General features: G+C 67.4%; 14 protein-coding genes. 6 read left to right on the top strand and 8 right to left on the bottom strand.

The window, feature by feature from the left end; translation table 11 throughout:
* Positions 1–44 precede the first annotated feature (44 nt).
* The 5 genes from ACP15H_RS07265 (at position 45) to ACP15H_RS07245 (ending at position 6,734) form a co-directional block, all read left to right on the top strand.
* On the top strand, positions 45–932 hold the full coding sequence (locus ACP15H_RS07265; RefSeq protein ID WP_425065534.1) for a branched-chain amino acid ABC transporter permease: 888 nt from the start codon (positions 45–47) through the stop codon (positions 930–932).
* A gap of 4 nt (positions 933–936) precedes the next feature.
* Positions 937–1,890, top strand: coding sequence for a branched-chain amino acid ABC transporter permease (locus tag ACP15H_RS07260; protein ID WP_425065533.1), 954 nt, complete (start codon positions 937–939; stop codon positions 1,888–1,890).
* On the top strand, positions 1,883–2,641 hold the full coding sequence (locus ACP15H_RS07255) for an ABC transporter ATP-binding protein (protein WP_425065532.1): 759 nt from the start codon (positions 1,883–1,885) through the stop codon (positions 2,639–2,641). Before ACP15H_RS07260 ends, ACP15H_RS07255 begins: the two co-directional genes overlap by 8 nt.
* Positions 2,642–2,644: 3 nt before the next feature.
* Positions 2,645–3,361 carry an ABC transporter ATP-binding protein gene (locus tag ACP15H_RS07250; RefSeq protein ID WP_425065531.1) on the top strand — a complete coding sequence of 239 codons (717 nt, stop codon included), beginning with the start codon at positions 2,645–2,647 and terminating at the stop codon, positions 3,359–3,361.
* Between the two features lie 217 nt (positions 3,362–3,578).
* Positions 3,579–6,734, top strand: a complete 3,156-nt coding sequence (locus ACP15H_RS07245) for an AsmA family protein (protein ID WP_425065530.1) — start codon at positions 3,579–3,581, stop codon at positions 6,732–6,734.
* A 49-nt stretch (positions 6,735–6,783) separates the two neighbouring features.
* Here ACP15H_RS07245 and ACP15H_RS07240 read toward each other — a convergent pair whose 3' ends face one another.
* From ACP15H_RS07240 to ACP15H_RS07220, 5 genes are all read right to left on the bottom strand, one after another.
* On the bottom strand, positions 6,784–7,500 hold the full coding sequence (locus ACP15H_RS07240) for a DUF7168 domain-containing protein (RefSeq protein ID WP_425065529.1): 717 nt from the start codon (positions 7,498–7,500) through the stop codon (positions 6,784–6,786).
* The gene (locus tag ACP15H_RS07235; protein ID WP_425065528.1) at positions 7,497–7,769 is read right to left on the bottom strand and encodes a hypothetical protein; all 273 of its coding nucleotides are present in this window, start codon (positions 7,767–7,769) and stop codon (positions 7,497–7,499) included. Before ACP15H_RS07235 ends, ACP15H_RS07240 begins: the two co-directional genes overlap by 4 nt.
* Positions 7,769–8,728, bottom strand: coding sequence for a hypothetical protein (locus tag ACP15H_RS07230; protein WP_425065527.1), 960 nt, complete (start codon positions 8,726–8,728; stop codon positions 7,769–7,771). Before ACP15H_RS07230 ends, ACP15H_RS07235 begins: the two co-directional genes overlap by 1 nt.
* Positions 8,729–8,794: 66 nt before the next feature.
* Positions 8,795–9,790: a Bug family tripartite tricarboxylate transporter substrate binding protein gene (locus ACP15H_RS07225; protein WP_425065526.1), complete on the bottom strand. Its 996-nt coding sequence runs from the start codon at positions 9,788–9,790 to the stop codon at positions 8,795–8,797.
* Between the two features lie 39 nt (positions 9,791–9,829).
* Positions 9,830–10,051 carry a KTSC domain-containing protein gene (locus tag ACP15H_RS07220; RefSeq protein ID WP_425065525.1) on the bottom strand — a complete coding sequence of 74 codons (222 nt, stop codon included), beginning with the start codon at positions 10,049–10,051 and terminating at the stop codon, positions 9,830–9,832.
* A gap of 61 nt (positions 10,052–10,112) precedes the next feature.
* Here ACP15H_RS07220 and ACP15H_RS07215 point away from each other — a divergent pair, with 61 nt between their 5' ends.
* Positions 10,113–10,790, top strand: coding sequence for a hypothetical protein (locus tag ACP15H_RS07215; protein ID WP_425065524.1), 678 nt, complete (start codon positions 10,113–10,115; stop codon positions 10,788–10,790).
* On the opposite strand, the gene ACP15H_RS07210 is transcribed toward ACP15H_RS07215, so the two are convergent.
* From ACP15H_RS07210 to ACP15H_RS07200, 3 genes are all read right to left on the bottom strand, one after another.
* Entirely contained in the window at positions 10,774–11,169 is a 396-nt protein-coding gene (locus tag ACP15H_RS07210) for a hypothetical protein (protein ID WP_425065523.1), read from the bottom strand. The two genes, ACP15H_RS07215 and ACP15H_RS07210, sit on opposite strands and share 17 nt — an antisense overlap.
* A gap of 155 nt (positions 11,170–11,324) precedes the next feature.
* Positions 11,325–12,119 (bottom strand): hypothetical protein, encoded by a 795-nt coding sequence (locus ACP15H_RS07205; RefSeq protein WP_425065522.1) that lies wholly within the window; start codon positions 12,117–12,119, stop codon positions 11,325–11,327.
* Positions 12,119–15,202, bottom strand: coding sequence for a hypothetical protein (locus tag ACP15H_RS07200; protein ID WP_425065521.1), 3,084 nt, complete (start codon positions 15,200–15,202; stop codon positions 12,119–12,121). The genes ACP15H_RS07205 and ACP15H_RS07200 overlap by 1 nt, the downstream gene beginning before the upstream one ends.
* Between the last annotated feature and the right edge of the window lie 156 nt (positions 15,203–15,358).

The raw sequence follows: 15,358 nt of genomic DNA, 5'->3' as shown, positions 1-15,358 counted from the left end.
GCGGGTCCTGCGCCGCGCCTTCATTCGCGCGGAAGCATCATTCCATGACCCTGAGCCTGGTCCTGCAGGCCCTGTTCGCGGGCGTCACGAACGGCATCGTCTACGCGCTCGTCGGCATGGGCCTTTCCGCCATCTTCAAGGGCAGCCGCGTGATCAACGCCATGCAGGGCGAGTTCGCCGTGATCGGCGCCATGACGACCGTACTGCTGCTCACCAAGACGGGCTGGCCCTATGCCGCCGCCATCGCCGGGGGCGCGATTGCCGGCGCCCTGGTCGGCGCCTTCATCGAGGTCGCGTTCGTGCGCTACATGGCGAAGAAGAATGCGAGCGAGGACAGCTTCCTGCTGCTGACCATCGGTCTCGCCCTCACCCTCTCGGCCAGCGTGCTGTTCTTCATCGGCCGCGACGGTCACCTGCTGCCGCCGCTCGGCGGCGAAGGTGTCCTGATCGTGCTCGACGCCGTCATCCAGTTCCACGCGCTGTGGCTGATCGCCATCGGCATCGGCGCCACCCTGGCGCTGCGCGCCTTCTACCATCGCACCACGATCGGCCTGTCGATGATGGCGGCGTCGATCGATGCCGACGGCGCGGCGACCACCGGCATCAACGTCGCGCGCATGCGCACCTTCACCTTCGTGCTGGGCGGCCTGCTGGGCGCCCTGGGCGGCATCCTGGTGACGCCGCTGATCGGCGTCGACTATCAGCTCGGCCTCAACCTCACCCTCAAGGGCTTCGCCGCCGCCGTGCTGGGCGGGCTCACCAATCCGCTGGGCGCCGCCGTGGGCGGCCTCACGCTGGGGCTGGTCGAGTCGCTGGCCATCATCGGCATCTCGTCGAGTTACAAGGACGTCGTCGCCTTCTCCGTGCTCATCATCATCATGATCCTGATGCCGCAGGGCATCCTCGGCCGCGCCGGCCGGCGGGGAGGCTGAGCCCATGGCCCCGCGCACCCTCCTCTGGCTGGCCGCAGGCCTTGTGGTCTGGGCCGTCCTGCCCTTCGTCGTGCCGCGCCACACGGCCGACCTGCTGGTGTTCACCGGCATCTACACGGTGGCCGGCCTCGGCATCGGCCTGCTGCTGGGCCATTGCGGCATCGTCAACCTGGCGCAGGCGACCTTCTACGGGCTCGGCGCCTATGCCAGCGCCTACTGCACGGTCATGATGGGCCTGCCCAGTGTCGTGGGCTTCCTCGCCGGCGCGGCGATCAGCATGGCCCTGGCCTATGTCATCGGCCGCCCGATCCTGCGCCTCACCGGCTACTTCCTGGCGCTCGGCACGCTCGCCCTCAGCGCCATCGCCAGCGCGCTGTTCTTCGAGTGGGACTGGCTGACCGGCGGCACCCTGGGCATCGGCGGCATCCCCAAGCTCGACCTGTTCGGCTTCCTGCTCGACCGGCCCTCGCGCTACTACTTCTTCGTCTGGATCGTGGCCTTCGCTTGCATGGCGGTAGCGCGCAACCTGGTCGACAGCCGTACCGGCCTGATGCTGCGCGCCATGCGCGATTCCAGCACCGCGGCCGCCGCCCTCTCGATCGACCTCCAGGCGCTGCGCACCAAGGTGTTCGTCGTCTGCGCCCTGTTCGGCAGCCTGGCCGGCAGCCTGTTCGCCCACCACGCCTCGTTCGTGAGCACGCAGAGCTTCACCGTCGACCGTTCGATCAGCTTCCTGCTGATCCCGGTGATCGGCGGCGCGACCTCGATCCCCGGCATCGTCGTCGGGGCGCTGTTCGTCACCTTCCTGCCCGAGCTGCTGAGCAAGCTGGGCGACATCCACCAGATCCTGTTCGGACTGGCGCTGGTCGCCGTCGTCGTCCTCATGCCGGAAGGTCTGGTCGGCGCCTTTGGCAAGCTGCGGACCCGACTCGCCCGCAAGGGAAGCGGCAATGGCTGAGCCCCTTCTCGCCCTCAAGGAGGTCGGCCATTCGTTCGGCGGCCTCTCCGTGCTGCGTTCCGTCACCTTCGACGTGCCCGAAGGCGGCATCATCGGTCTCATCGGGCCCAACGGCTCGGGCAAGACCACGCTGTTCAACATCGTGACCGGCTATATCCGCCCGCTCGCCGGCACGGTCACCTATCGTGGCGCCGTACTGGGACGCGACACGATCCAGCAGCGCGGCCTGCAGGGCCTCGTGCGTACCTTCCAGACGCCGCAGGTCTTCGAACAGATGACCGTGCTGGAGAACGTCATGGTCGGCTGCACCAAGCTGACGCGCACCACCATGCTGCAGGACCTGCTGCGCACCCCGGCCGCGCGCGGCCAGATGCGCGAGATCCGCGACCGCGCCGAGGCGGCCTGCGAGCGCTTCCAGCTGACGGCCTTGCGCGACCTGCCGGCGGCCAGCCTGACCGCCGGCCAGCGCCGCATCCTCGAGATCGCCCGCGCCGTGGCCGGCGAGCCGCGCCTGCTGATGCTCGACGAGCCCTCCTCGGGACTTAACGTCCAGGAGATCGACGATCTGCGCGACTGGATCGTGCGGCTGAACCAGGAAGGCATCACCATCCTGCTGGTGTCGCACGACATGGGCCTGATGACCGTCGCCCGCACCGTGCACACGCTCTATTTCGGCGAGATCATCGCCAGCGGCGACATGGCCGCCATCCAGCGCGACCCGCGGGTCCGCGAAGTCTATCTCGGGGTCTGAGCCGTGCTGGAAGTGACCTCCGTCTCCGCCGGCTACGGCGCCCTCACCGTCCTGCGCGACGTCTCGCTCACGGTTGGCGACGGCGAGGCCGTGGCCCTGGTCGGCGCCAACGGCGCGGGCAAGACCACCCTCGTCCGCACCGTCTGTGGCCTGTTGCGCGCGCGTGGCGGACGCATCGTCAAGAACGGTACCGACATCACCGCCACGCCCGCGCATGACCTTGCCAAACACGGGTTGGCCGTCGTGCTGGAGAACCGCCGCCTGTTCGGCGAACTGTCGGTACGCGAGAACCTGATCCTGGCCGAGACGGTTGGCCGCAAGGTCCGCGGCGCCGACCTGCGCTTCTCCTGGGACGAGGTGACGGAACTGTTCCCCGTCGTGAAGGAGCGCATGGCCTCGCCGGTCGAGCTCTTGAGCGGCGGCCAGCAGCAGATGGTGGCGATCGCCCGCGCGCTCCTGCTGCAGCCCGACCTGCTGATCATGGACGAGCCCTCGACCGGCCTCGCGCCCAAGGTCGTGAAGGACATCCTGTTGGTCATCAAAGCGCTGCGCGAGCGCGGCATGGGCCTGCTGCTGATCGAGCAGAATGTCGGCATCGCCTCGGAGATCACCGACCGCGCCTATGTCATGTCGGTCGGCACCATCGTGCACGAGATCGGACCCGGCGAATGGCAGTCCTTCCTCACCGACGAGCGGCTGGTGAAGGCCTATCTCGGCTGACCCGGCAGGGATCCCTGGCGGTACTCCGCTTACGGGCATACATACGGCCCGCTGCGCCGGCCGGTGCCTCCGTCGGGTCATGCCGCGGACGCGGCCGCCATCATCCAGATAGAGCCGTTTTGGTTCTATCTCCGCTTCCCTGCAGGCCAAGGCCCGTTATGAGTGATCCTCGCCACCGTCGCGACGGGCCGGCGGTTGGAATTTCGTGAATCCCCCAATGTCGATGCAACTGCTCGGGTGGTGCCTCCGCCAGACCCTTTTACTCGTCAAGATCGTGGCATGGACGGTCGGCTTGACGTCGGCCGTGGCCGGGACGTTGCTCGCACTGCCGGGCGCGATCGACTGGAATGACCTGAAGCCGAAGCTGGCCAACGAATTGACCGCCATCACGGGCCGAACGGTCTCGCTGGAGGGGCCGCTCTTCGTCGAATTTCTCCCATGGCCGACTGTGACCGTCGACGATGCCCGCATCGCGAATGCGCCAGGCGCCCTGGCTCCCAGCTTGCTCGCGGTACGCCGCCTCAGCATTCGGCTGTCCCTGAAGTCGCTCATGGGCGGACGAATCGAAATCACGCGCATCATCCTCGACCAGCCCCAGCTGGCCATCGAGCCCGGGGCAAATGGCCGGCCAAACTGGTGGTTGCCAAGTCTCGAATCCGGCGGTGCCGAAGGGGCAACAGTCTTGCCTCTCACCCTCGACCGACTGGAGGTTCGCAATGGGCGGCTTCTGCGCGCCGTCGGCCTGGTCGACCAGCCTCTTGAAGCGCAGGCCATCGACTTTCTCGTCACGCTCGATTCCCGGACCGGACATACCCATCTCGAAGGCAGCGGCATCGTCAACGGATTGGCGACAAAAGCCTCCGTCGACAGCTACCCCGCAAGGGAGTCGCGACCGCCTCTCGTCGTCCGGGCCGATCTGCCCGGAGGCCGCCTGACCTTCGAAGGTTGGACGGGGCAACGCTCCGGCACCGATCCGCTGCGCGGTCGCATGACCGTGGCGACCAGCTCACCGGCGAAACTCATCAGCTCCCTGGCGCAGATGATGGGCCGCCCGCCCGTACATCTCGACGAGGCCTTGCTGCAACAGCTCGATGCATCCGCCGACGTCTCGTTCGATGGCTGGCACTTCTCCATCAAGCAGCTGGCCTTCGCTGTGGACGGCGTGAAGATCGACGGTGACCTCGACGTCTCCTATGGCGACGCCACCGTCGTAAGCGGTCATTTGTCAGCACCGACCCTAGATCTCGACCGATGGATCGCCCGCCTGCGGACCCATCCTCTGCTTGCACGCTCCGAAACCACGGCAGGCAGCGCCCCGGCGGCCTTGCCGGTCGCCCCTCGCCTCGATCTCGTGGTCCGCATCGGCGAGATGCGCTACCGCCGCGATCTGGTCCGAAACGTCGTCGTCGCGTTCGAGTTCGACGACGGGAGCCTCCATGTGCGGGAGGTCGTGGCCGTCCTTCCGGGTGATTGTCGCCTGTACTATCGCGTCGACCCGGCAGATCAGTCGCGTACCGACCGGCCCGACATGGTCGATATCGAGACGCACCGCCTGCGCGAGACGCTCGCATGGATCGGCATCGAGACCCGCTCCGTTCCGGCCGACCGACTCCAGCGCCTCCACCTGAGGGGTCGAACCGAGGTCGTCGAAGGCGCCATACTGGTCACCGACGCGACATTCGCTCTCGACGATCAAGCCGGTACCGGGACGGCCCGGGCAGCCTTTGCAATCCCGACGACGATCAGTGCCCAGTTCCAGTTACCGCGCCTCGACCTGGATTCCTACCGCCTGACCGAACAGGCGTTGCATGAGATCGCCCCATCCACCGGCGAGAGCCCCCGTGGTCAGGAGGACGCGGTTGCTCCCCCGAAGATCGACATCAGCGTCAAGGTGGACCAGGTCAAGTATCGGAGCGAACCGGTCCAGGGGGTGGAGGCGCAGCTCACGGTCCAGGGAAACCGGCTGACCCTCGAGCGCGTCGCAGTGGAAAATCTGCTCGGTTCCCGCCTCGAGATCACCGGCGCGGTCGATGACTTCGCCACGCGTCCGCGCCTCGACCTTGCCTGGCAGGGAGTCCTGCCAGACGCCGATCGCGTGCTCGACTATGCCGGTTTGCCGCGCTTCACACACGGTCGCATCGGGGCTGCCCGGACGGCCGGGCACGCCATCGGCACGCTCAGCTCAGTCCGGCTTTCCGAGCTCTCGATCGACATGCTCGATGCCAAGATCGAGGCGGTGGGCCATGTGTCCTTTGGCGAAACGCTGAGCTTCGACTTCACGCATCTGTCTCTCGTCACGCCCGACATCGGCGTGCTCGCCGCGGCCGCGAGCGGCGCGGCGCACCGGTCGATCGCCGCTCTCAGCGCCACCGGCAGCTTTCGCGGTGACGCTCGCCGCGCCGCGTTCAAGGGCGAGGTCACGGTCGATGGGATGCAGATGTCGGGTGAGTTGTCGTCGACCCTGGACAGCCATCCGACCGTGTCCGTCGCGTTGCAGACGCAGCAGACCCTCAGGCTCGATCGCTGGCTGCCCGCGCCACCGGTGCCGGCGGCGGGATACGCCTTGCCCGTCTCGGCCAATGACACGATGCCGGAAGGCGAGCCGAACTGGCCCTCGACCTTGAAACGGCTGGATGGCAGCCTCTCGCTGATTGCTCCGGCCCTCGCCTGGGGTCCCTACGAGATGACCGGCTTCGCGCTGTCGGCTCGCCTGGACAAGGGACTCCTCACGGTCGAAAGCTTCGCCGGCAGCCTGGGAGGAGCGACGTTTCGTCTCTCGGGAACGGTCGACGCGCAACAAGTCCCGGTCGCGCTCTCGGTCGACGGCGAGCTGCGCGACGTCGACGTCTCGCGTACCATTGCCGGAGCACAGACGGCCAACGACTTCGGGACCGATGAACTTGCCGTGGCTCTGAAGGGGAAGGTCTCGCTCGAGGGAGTGACCCTCCGCGCCCGCGGCGCAACTCTGCAGGCAGCCCTCCCGACGCTCTCCGGCAAGGGGCAAGCGACCGGGGTCATTCAGCCCGTCGTCACGCGCGGCTCACTTTCGATGGCGAGCCTGGCGACGGGCATATTCAGCCTGTTCAGCAGCGAGATGGGTTTCGCCTCGGCCATAATCGAGAACTTCGTGGGACGCTGGGTGAATTCACGGGGCACCGTGGAAGTCAGCAACGGCATCGTTCACGTGCGCGAATACCTGTTCGAGGGCGAGAATGCGACGGCGCTCTTTCACGGCCAGATCGATGCGTTGAACGAAGCTCTGGATACCCGCATCGAACTCAACAACAAGGACGGAACGATCGACTATTCGATGTCGTTGCGCGGCCCGTTGCGCACGCCGGAGCTGAAGAGCCATACGCCCCAAGGTCGATAGCGGCGAGAGCCGATGCCGAGCCTGAGCGATGCCCGGCCCGCGCGGCAACCTACTTCCGGCGGATCGCCGGATTGAGCGGCACCGCGCCGCCCGCGACGCCGCCGGCATCGTAGGCATCGGGTGAGATGAAGCGCCCCGGTCCGGCCTCGACGGTGCGCAGTTTCAGACCCAGCTTTGCCAGTTCGGTCTCCACGACAGCGGCCTTCAGCACGACCAGCCCGCGCCCGCTGCTCTGGATCACCCCGTCGCGCTCGGCCTTCATGGCCACCAGCCGGTCGGCGATGGAGGCGCACATGCCCAGGGTGAAGGACGCGTTCGCGAGATGGCGCTCCTGGTGGCGGAAGCGCTTGTAGTCGGCCGAGACCTTGTAGCGGCCGAGTTCGGCCCGGACCGCGCCGTCGATCAACTCGGTCAGGTAGTGCGCCACCTCGACATCGGCGGGCAGGCCGAAGAAGACATAGCGCGCCTCGCCGGCCGCGTTCTTCTCGCGCCAGACGCGGCAATCGCAGAAGGCGGCGATGGCGCCGATGCATTCGTCGATCGGGATGCGCTTCTTGAGATGGGTCTCGTAGACCCGCTCCTCGCACTGGGTCTCGCGGATCTCGACGTCGCTCAGAGACAGCTCGTAGCGGTCGAGCAGTTCGGCCACCTTGGCCGCCGCCGCCAGCGCCTCGCCCTCGGTGCAGCCATTGTCGATCGTCTTGGCGCGCAACGCCTGGATGCGGCCCCGGAGCTTGTCGAAGGCCGAAGCGTCCGGCGTCGTCACGACTGCACGGCCGGTGGCGAGGGCGGCGTCGAGCGCTTGCTGCGGAAATGCCGGTACAGGGCGAAAGCCACCCCGATCGCCAGGCCCGGCAGCGCCGAGAAGAGGCCGATCGACGCCGCGCCCATTTCGCATCCGCCCGAATCCCCGGGCGTCCCGCAACGCGGATCGAACAGATGCGCGAGGGTCAGGACCGTGATCGCGACCACGATCGGCGTCACGACCAGACCGAGCAGGCCGAACGCCAGAATCCGTCCGACGAGTCCGGCCATCAGCCGGCCACCCGCCGCGCGGCTTCCTCGAAGCGCTTGCGGCGCATCTCGACTCTCGGATCGTCCATGTCGGGGGCTGTCGGCTCAGGCACCCAGCCGTCCCGGCCCGGCACGTAGCTGCGATTGGTCTGGAGCGGATTGCGGTTGACCAAAGGCCGCGCATGCATCGGATGACGCAGACTGCGAACCTCGTGCTCGATCTCGAACAGCGCCTTGCCGGTGGCCGGATCGGCGATGTGCTGGAAGCGGTACTGGTGCTGGTTGCTCTCCTCGGTCAGGAGGCCGCGTTCGACCAGCCCGCGATAGGGGCCGGAGAAATTGGCGACATAGACCTGGATGTGATGCCCGTCATAGGCCTCGGGCGCGGCATCGCTCTCGCGGAAGATCAGCTCCTGCCCGATGCCGACCGAGACGTGCGCGGCCGATCCGGCACCCGCTCTCTCCACGCGCGCGCCGGTCGAGAAGACCTCGCGGTAGAAGCCGGCGATCCCCTCGGCCGCCCCATGCGGCACGTCGAATTCGACATAGGCCATTCCCAGCGTCATGCCGTCGAAGCGCGCCGAGGGATCGTGGCAGAGGATGCGGTTGCCCCAGGGACAGATCGTCTCGACATGGTCCTCGCGCTCGACGAAGGCGAACCGCGTCTCGCCGAGCAGGCCTTTCACCCGGTCGAGCCGCTGCAGCAGCGATTCGCGGTCGGGGATCACGAGGCCCACGCGTCCGCGCAGGCGTTGCGCCCGGACCATCGTCGGCAGGTGGAACTGGCTGCGCCCGACATTGACCCACATATTGTCGATGCTGGTCATCATGTAGGGATCGCGCGTCAGGCCGAGCCCGCTCATGTAGAAGACCGTCGCCAATCCCTGGTCGGCGATCCCGAGATTGACGTGCTCCAGCGCCACGACGTTGCCCACGTCCTCGGCGGCGCGATCGTACTGTTTCACACCCGGCTCGCTCATGGCCTGCCCTCCTCAACCCACCGCAGTATAGGGCGGTGAGAGATACCTGTCAGAGGGCGACGCCTCTCAGATCCTGATGTCCGCCTTCCTGATGATGTCGCCGAACGACACACGCTCGCGCTCGATCGTCGCCTGGAAGGTCTTCGTGTCCTGGAAGCTCGAATAGTTTCCGCTCGCGACCAGCTTCTCGTTGAGCGCGGGATCCTTGACCGCCTCGCCGATCGCCGCCGACATCCGGTCGATGGCGGCCTGCGGCGTCCCCCTGGCCGCCAGAATGCCATACCAGGCATCGCCGCCGATCTTGCCCAGCCCCTGCTCCTTCAGGGTCGGCACGTCGGGCTTGCCGGGCCAGCGCTTCTCGCCCAGCACGGCGAAGCATTTCAGCCGGCCGGCCGCGATGTGCGGCAGGGTGGTCGGGTCGAACTGGACCTGGATCTGGCCGGACAGCAGGTCGACGGTCGCCGGCGCGCTGCCCTTGTAGGGCACGTGGACCATCTTCACGCCGGCCTCGATGTTGAAGATCTCGCCGTAGAGCTGGGTGATGGTGGCAAGCCCCGCCGAGCCGAAATTGACCTTGCCGGGATTGGCCTTGGCGTAGGCGATGAACTCCTGGAGGTCGTTGGCCGGCACCTGCGGGTTGATGCCCATGCCCATCCACGAGGTCGCGGTGCGGGCCACCGCCACCAGGTCCTTCGACGTATCGTAGGGCAGCGGCTGGAGATGCTCGGTGATGCAGACCATGGCCGTGGTCGTCGTCAGGAAGGTGTAACCGTCGGCCGGCGCGCTCTTGATGACGTGCTCCGCCCCGATCGCGCCGCTGGCACCGGCCTTGTTGTCGAACAGGATGCTCTGTCCCAGAAGCGAACCGGCGCGCTCGAGAACGATGCGGGTCGTGACGTCCGAGGGGCCGCCCGGCGGATAGGGAATGACGACGCGGATCTGCTTGTTGGGCCAATCGTTCTGGGCCGACACGATCGCCGGCGCCGCGACGAGACCCGCCGCCGTGCCGCCGAGGAAAAGACGTCGTCCGACCTTCGCCGGAGTCTTCCTGCGGTTGTCCATGGTCGTTTGCCCTCCCAGGCACTTGTTTTGCCGGGAAGGCTACACCAAACGTCGGGAAAGGCCAGTCGGCGCCCCTTCAGCGTTGCGCTCGAACGCGAAGTGATCGCGGATGTGCCGGTTGAAGAACTCGCCCTTGGAACGGGCTGCGTTCATGGCCTCGTATGTCTCCTGCGGCACGTCCCGGTAGGTGTAGCGACGGCGCGACTGGAAGACGATGTCGAGCGCTCGCCGACGGCGGTCGTAACGATAGGATCGGATCACGCTCGAAGGCATGATGGGATAACGCCCGGTGCCGTTCCGAGGATGCGAGGAGGAGAACGCCGTGAGTCTGGCCGAAGGAAACCTGCCCACTGTCTCGCCGACCGGTCCCCTGCGCCCTGCCTTTCCGGTCTGGGGCCTGTTCGGACGTTCGCTGCTGTACGTCGTGGGTCAGGTCCTGGTCATACCGGCTCCCTGGACGGCCACGGGGTACTACCGTTTCCTCTGCGAACAGGTGGCCCTGCCCGACGGAAAGCGCCTCCGGTTCTCCGGCCAACCGGCCGACATCTGGTACGTCTTCATCGGGCTGGCCGTGCTGGGATGGTTGCACAATGTCCACCATGCCGGCGTGAGCGGCGCGGTGACACTGGCGACCATCCTTCTCACCTTCCCGGTCCTGCGCTGGTTCTGCGGCAACGTCCGCACCGAGGACGGCCAGCTCAAGCTCTCGTTCGATGGCGAGGCGCTGGCCTGGCTCGGCTGGAACCTCCTCCTCTTCGTCTCCATCCTCACCATCATCGGCTGGGCCTGGGTGCTGCGGGCGATGGTGCAATGGATCTGCCGCAACACCAGCGGGACCGTCAGCTTCGCCTTCACCGCGACGGGGCCGGCGATCCTCGGTCACGCGCTGCTGCTGATCCTGATGTGTGTGTTCATCCTCCCGATCCCCTGGGCGATGCGCTGGTACGCCGACTGGTTTGCCAGCCAGTTCTCCGTGGTCGCGCCTAGCGCGGCCCGCTGACCCGGCGCCACAGGCCGAACAGGCCGAACAGGCCGAACAGGCCGACGCCGAAGGCGAGCGTTCCGCCGATGAGGAAGCCGGTGGCGTAGCCTCCGGTCAGCGACAGGGCCGCGCTGAACAGAAGCGGCAGGACCAGCGCACCGGCATCGCCGAACGCCAGCACGGCACCCGTGGTCGCGCCGATCCGGCCGACCGGCGACAGGCGCGCCAGCTCGGCCAGCAGCACGCCATGCCATCTCAGGCCGGTGACGCTCAAGGCGGTGGCGGTGGCGATCGCGGCCGCCGCCCAGGTGGGCCAGTCGGGATCGATCGAGGCCGTGAGCACGGCGGCGGCCGCCATGCCGATGCCGAGGAAGGCCAGCAGGGTCGCGGGCGGCACGACCGAGGCCAGCCAGCCCCAGCCCTTGGAGCCTGAAGGGTTGTTCTGCCGCCGCTTACATCGACGCGGCCGGGCTTCCCGTCACCGGCGATCCTTGCCTGGCTCGACGGCATCGCCGTCCGGTGCCGCAGCTGCTCGCTAAACTGTTCGCAACGTCAGATCTTTGCGAAGGCTGGCTTCTCAACGCCGGTCATGGTGTCGTAGGCCTTGAGGATCGTCTCCTCCGGCGTCCGCGTGACGCCGCTGTCGTGGTAGATCGCCTTCAGCCACATCGCCAGCGGGATTCGGGACCCGTTCGGGATGAAACGCTCTATCGTCGTCTTGCGCAGCATCTCCTCGCCCTTGGCGACATAGGCCGCGTCGGGCTTGCCACCGTCGGCAAGATGACGACAGGCCCACTGCCCGTACATCAGTTCCGCCCGCGAGATGGCCGGCGCCGACGAGGCCTTGGAGGTGAGTCCCGCCTCCTGACAGAGCTTCAGGCCGACGTCATGGCGTCGCGCCGCCAAGTTGAGCGGCAACGCTCCTTCGAGCACCTCCCGCATCAGCAGCTTCCTCCCGTTAGGCAGGAGGCGGTCGAACTTGTCCCACTTCCGCCAGACGGCTTCGCTCGCGCGCCCGAACTCGGCTACCGCCGGATCACCGTCGATCAGCCACTTGCACACCCCCAATGTCTCCCACCATTGGTAAGCACGGAAAGATTCGCGGCTATCCTTGCCCTCCGGGGGAGCGGCTTGTCCTTCCATCCAGGCGACGAGCGCCTGCGCGTTCGGCAGCACCCGATCGCGCAAGCCCAACAAGTAGCCCTGGATCACTTCACCCAAGCTGCACGCCATGTAGTGCGAGCGATTGGATGGACCAGTCTTTTCCGGTTCGAACTTCATTATGCGTGGCAAATACACGTCTAAGTAGAACTGGCGATCTTTTTCGAAATCGAGTGTCCTTGACATCACGGCCTCCGTTTCGGATGGACGACAGCTCGCTCGTCCCCGGCAATTCGTTCAATCACACCGTTGCGTGCGTTGCCAGTACCCACCGTGACGATCGTCAGGTTCCCGTTTCTCCAATTCTCCATCGCCGTGGCGCCGGCCTCTGGCGACACGCGTCCGCTCTTCATCGCCGCGTCGATGCTGAGTCCGATGCGTTGCAGCGCGCTTTGGAGTGAATTTTCCGTCTGATGTGCGCGCCTGCTCGGACTGATCGACGTATCCGCCCCGCGCCATTTGGAATCCAAGACGGTGATCTTGCCGTTGGGGTCGACCGAGATCACGTCCGGCCCGTGCTCGCCCGCCTTGCGGCCGAACTCGATGATCGTGTGGTCGGGGAATTGCCGCGCGAATTCGTTGACCAGACCGAACTCTCCTTCCAATCCCTTGCGATGGTTCGGGTGGTCGGGCTGGTAGTCTCGCCCTGCCGCCGGTTCGCCGACACGAGGATCGAGCCGGACGCCGATAGCCGTGTCGGTGCCGTCGGCGGCCTTGTATTTGTCCTTGTCGGCCCGCAAGTCCCTCTTGGTCAGCCAATCAATAATGTGCTCGAATTCCCCGAAGTCGGGCTCTTCGGGCGGCGAGCTGTTCGGGCTGGCTGCGGTGGAATTTCCGGTGCCATCGCGTCGCCCCTCCTTGACCAGCGGACGGCTCGAATAGATCGGCACGACATCGAAGCGAGTCTCGGCCTCCGCCAGCACGCGGTCGGCGGCCTCCGGCCCGATCGCCCTCTCCAGCGCCGTGGCGTCGATCGTCAATATCCGCGGGCGATCCGACGTGGCGCCGTCCCGGATGTGCACTGCCACGGGCGTGCGATCCCACAGGCTGCCACCAAGGGCGCTCTTCTCGATGACGCCGCTGGAACCCCCCGGCGGTTGGCGCAGACGCACGCCATCGCCCAAGTCAACCGTGGTGCCCTGGCTGTTCACCGGTGTGAGGAGTACCGCAGCGCCTGCCGCGACTCCGGCCGCGGCTCCGGTCACTGCGGCACCAGCCAGGCCGAGAGCTCTGGCTCCCAGTGCCAGCATGTCGCCGGCGATGGCCTTGGCAGTAGCGGTCAGCGAGTCGGCCGCCAGCGATCCCGCGGAGCCGAGACCTCCAAGAGCGCCAATGCCGGCGTTCGCCAGGTGCACGTCGCCGGACGGCGGCTCAGCTTCCCAACTCGCCGTCTGCGCGGGGCCATCGGTCGGCTCCCATGTCTGCGTGACGCGCGTGCCATCGAAGGTTGTCGTTTGCGTGCCGACGACGGTGCCTTGCGGATCGCGGATCGTGTCGATTTGCGACCAGATCCCGCCGTTGGAGTTGGTCCGCCGGCTCTCGACCCGGTGCCCGTTGGGCAGGACCATCTCCGACGACGCGCCCGACCGGTCGCGATCTATGTGGATGGTGGCCTCGGCCGGGCCACCCGGCGTGGGGATTTTGCCGGCGGTGACCTCGGCGCTGCCGTCGTCATTGTGGACGACGCGGGGCTCTGTCCCATCGAACGCGCCCTTCGCCGTATATTCAGGAGTGCGCGGAACCGGCTTGGTTGGCGGCGCAACCTGCCGGGACGAGTCGATTGGCTGTTGCAGCGGCGCAATCTCCGTATTGCCGCTCGCTTCGACTGGCTCGCTGCCCGACGTCCGCACGGTATTCGGATCGCCTTCCCCGCGCGGCAGCACATCGCCGACGAGGCCGCGAATGTCCACCATCTTCGGCGGCTTGCCCTCGACGGATTCGAAGGCGCCCAAAAGCCTGTCGAGCTGTTGCCGTGCGGTCTTGGCCTCCTCACCCTCGGGATCGAGGTTGGCGGTGCGCAGTCCTTCGTCCAGGAACAGGCGACCGAGACGGTGGCGCTCGAAGGCCGGATCGGATTTGCCTTCGGCGAGAGCCTGCTGGAGTTTGGTCAGTCGGTTGTAGTCGCTGTCGCCGAGCGACAGCCGGTGTTGCGTGAGGTCGAGGCCGGCAAAGTCTTCCGGCGTGCGCACGGCCAGGTCATCGAGCTTGTCGTAGAGGTCGCGGTCCGTGACGACGCGGCCGCCGTTCATGGCCGTCCGGTCGAGCGCCTCCATCTGCTCCGGGCTCAACCCGTCGCGCAGCGCCGTCGGCATCGCCATCAGCGGTGCGGCGGGATTCTCTCCCAGCCAGTCGAGCGCGCTTGCGGCCGCGCGGCCCCGCGTCGCCTGCCACGCCCGGTCGGCGCGCGCCTGTTCGATCCGCGCCATCCGGGTCACTTGCGCCCGCACCTCGGGCGAGGCGTCTGGCGGCGTCAGTTCGGCGGCCCGCGCCTGGTAGTCGTCGAGGTCGGGCCGCCGCGTCGGATCGTCCGGCGTGTCGGACAGACCGCCGACGATCTCCGTCACACGACGCTCCTCGCGCGCCCGCTCGATCCTGCGCTCGACCGCGGCCTGCCGCTCCGGCTGGATCACGTCGCGTGCGTGGTCGTAGAGTTTCGCCGCGCGCTCGGGATCCTGGTCGATCGCGGCCTCGACCGCGCCGGCATAGAGATCGCTCAGGCCGGTGCGCACCGCCGTATCGGTCCGGCCCGCGTCCCAGCCCTTTCGTTCGCCCTGGTAACGCAGCTCGCCCACCGTGGTGCGGCCCAGCGTGCGCAGATGCGCCGGGTCCTGCCAGGACAGCGACGCGTCACGCGCCAAGTCGGCGAGGCGCTCGGCCACGATGCGGTCGTCCAGCACCGACGTCGCCTGCTCCGCGATCCGCCCGAGGTCGTCGCTGGCGCGGTCGAGACGCCGGTCAATCACCGGTTCGAGCAGGGCCTTCTGGCGGGGCCCGATCGCCTGCGCCAGATAGCTGTCCTTCAGCTCGCCCAGAAGCCGCGTCGTCTCGCCGATCCCGGCCAGCGCTTCCTCCGGGTCCTTGCCCGCGAGACCGGTCGTCGGGTCGGTCACCAGGCCACGCACCTCGCCCGCGAACCGGGTGTCGAGCTGGCGCGCGAACATCTCGTCGGCCTGGAGGCCGAGTGCGCTGTCGTCGCCTAGCTCGTGACGCGGCCATGGGTCCGCGGCAGGCGCTGCCGAGAGCAGCCCATCTGTCATGATGCTTGCCATGTTCGTCTCCGTTCAGCGCCGATCGGGGCCTGGAGGGCGCTCCTGCCGTCGCGTGCCGCCTCGCAGACGAAAGCGGCTCCGACGCCCGGACAGCCCCGGTCAGCGTGCTCGTTGGTTCTGGTGATTTCGGCGCGTTCGACCCGGTCGATGCGACGG

Source organism: Reyranella sp. (genome assembly GCF_965249915.1).
Taxonomy (GTDB): Bacteria; Pseudomonadota; Alphaproteobacteria; order Reyranellales; family Reyranellaceae; genus Reyranella.
This window is presented reverse-complemented; position numbering and strand designations above follow the sequence as displayed.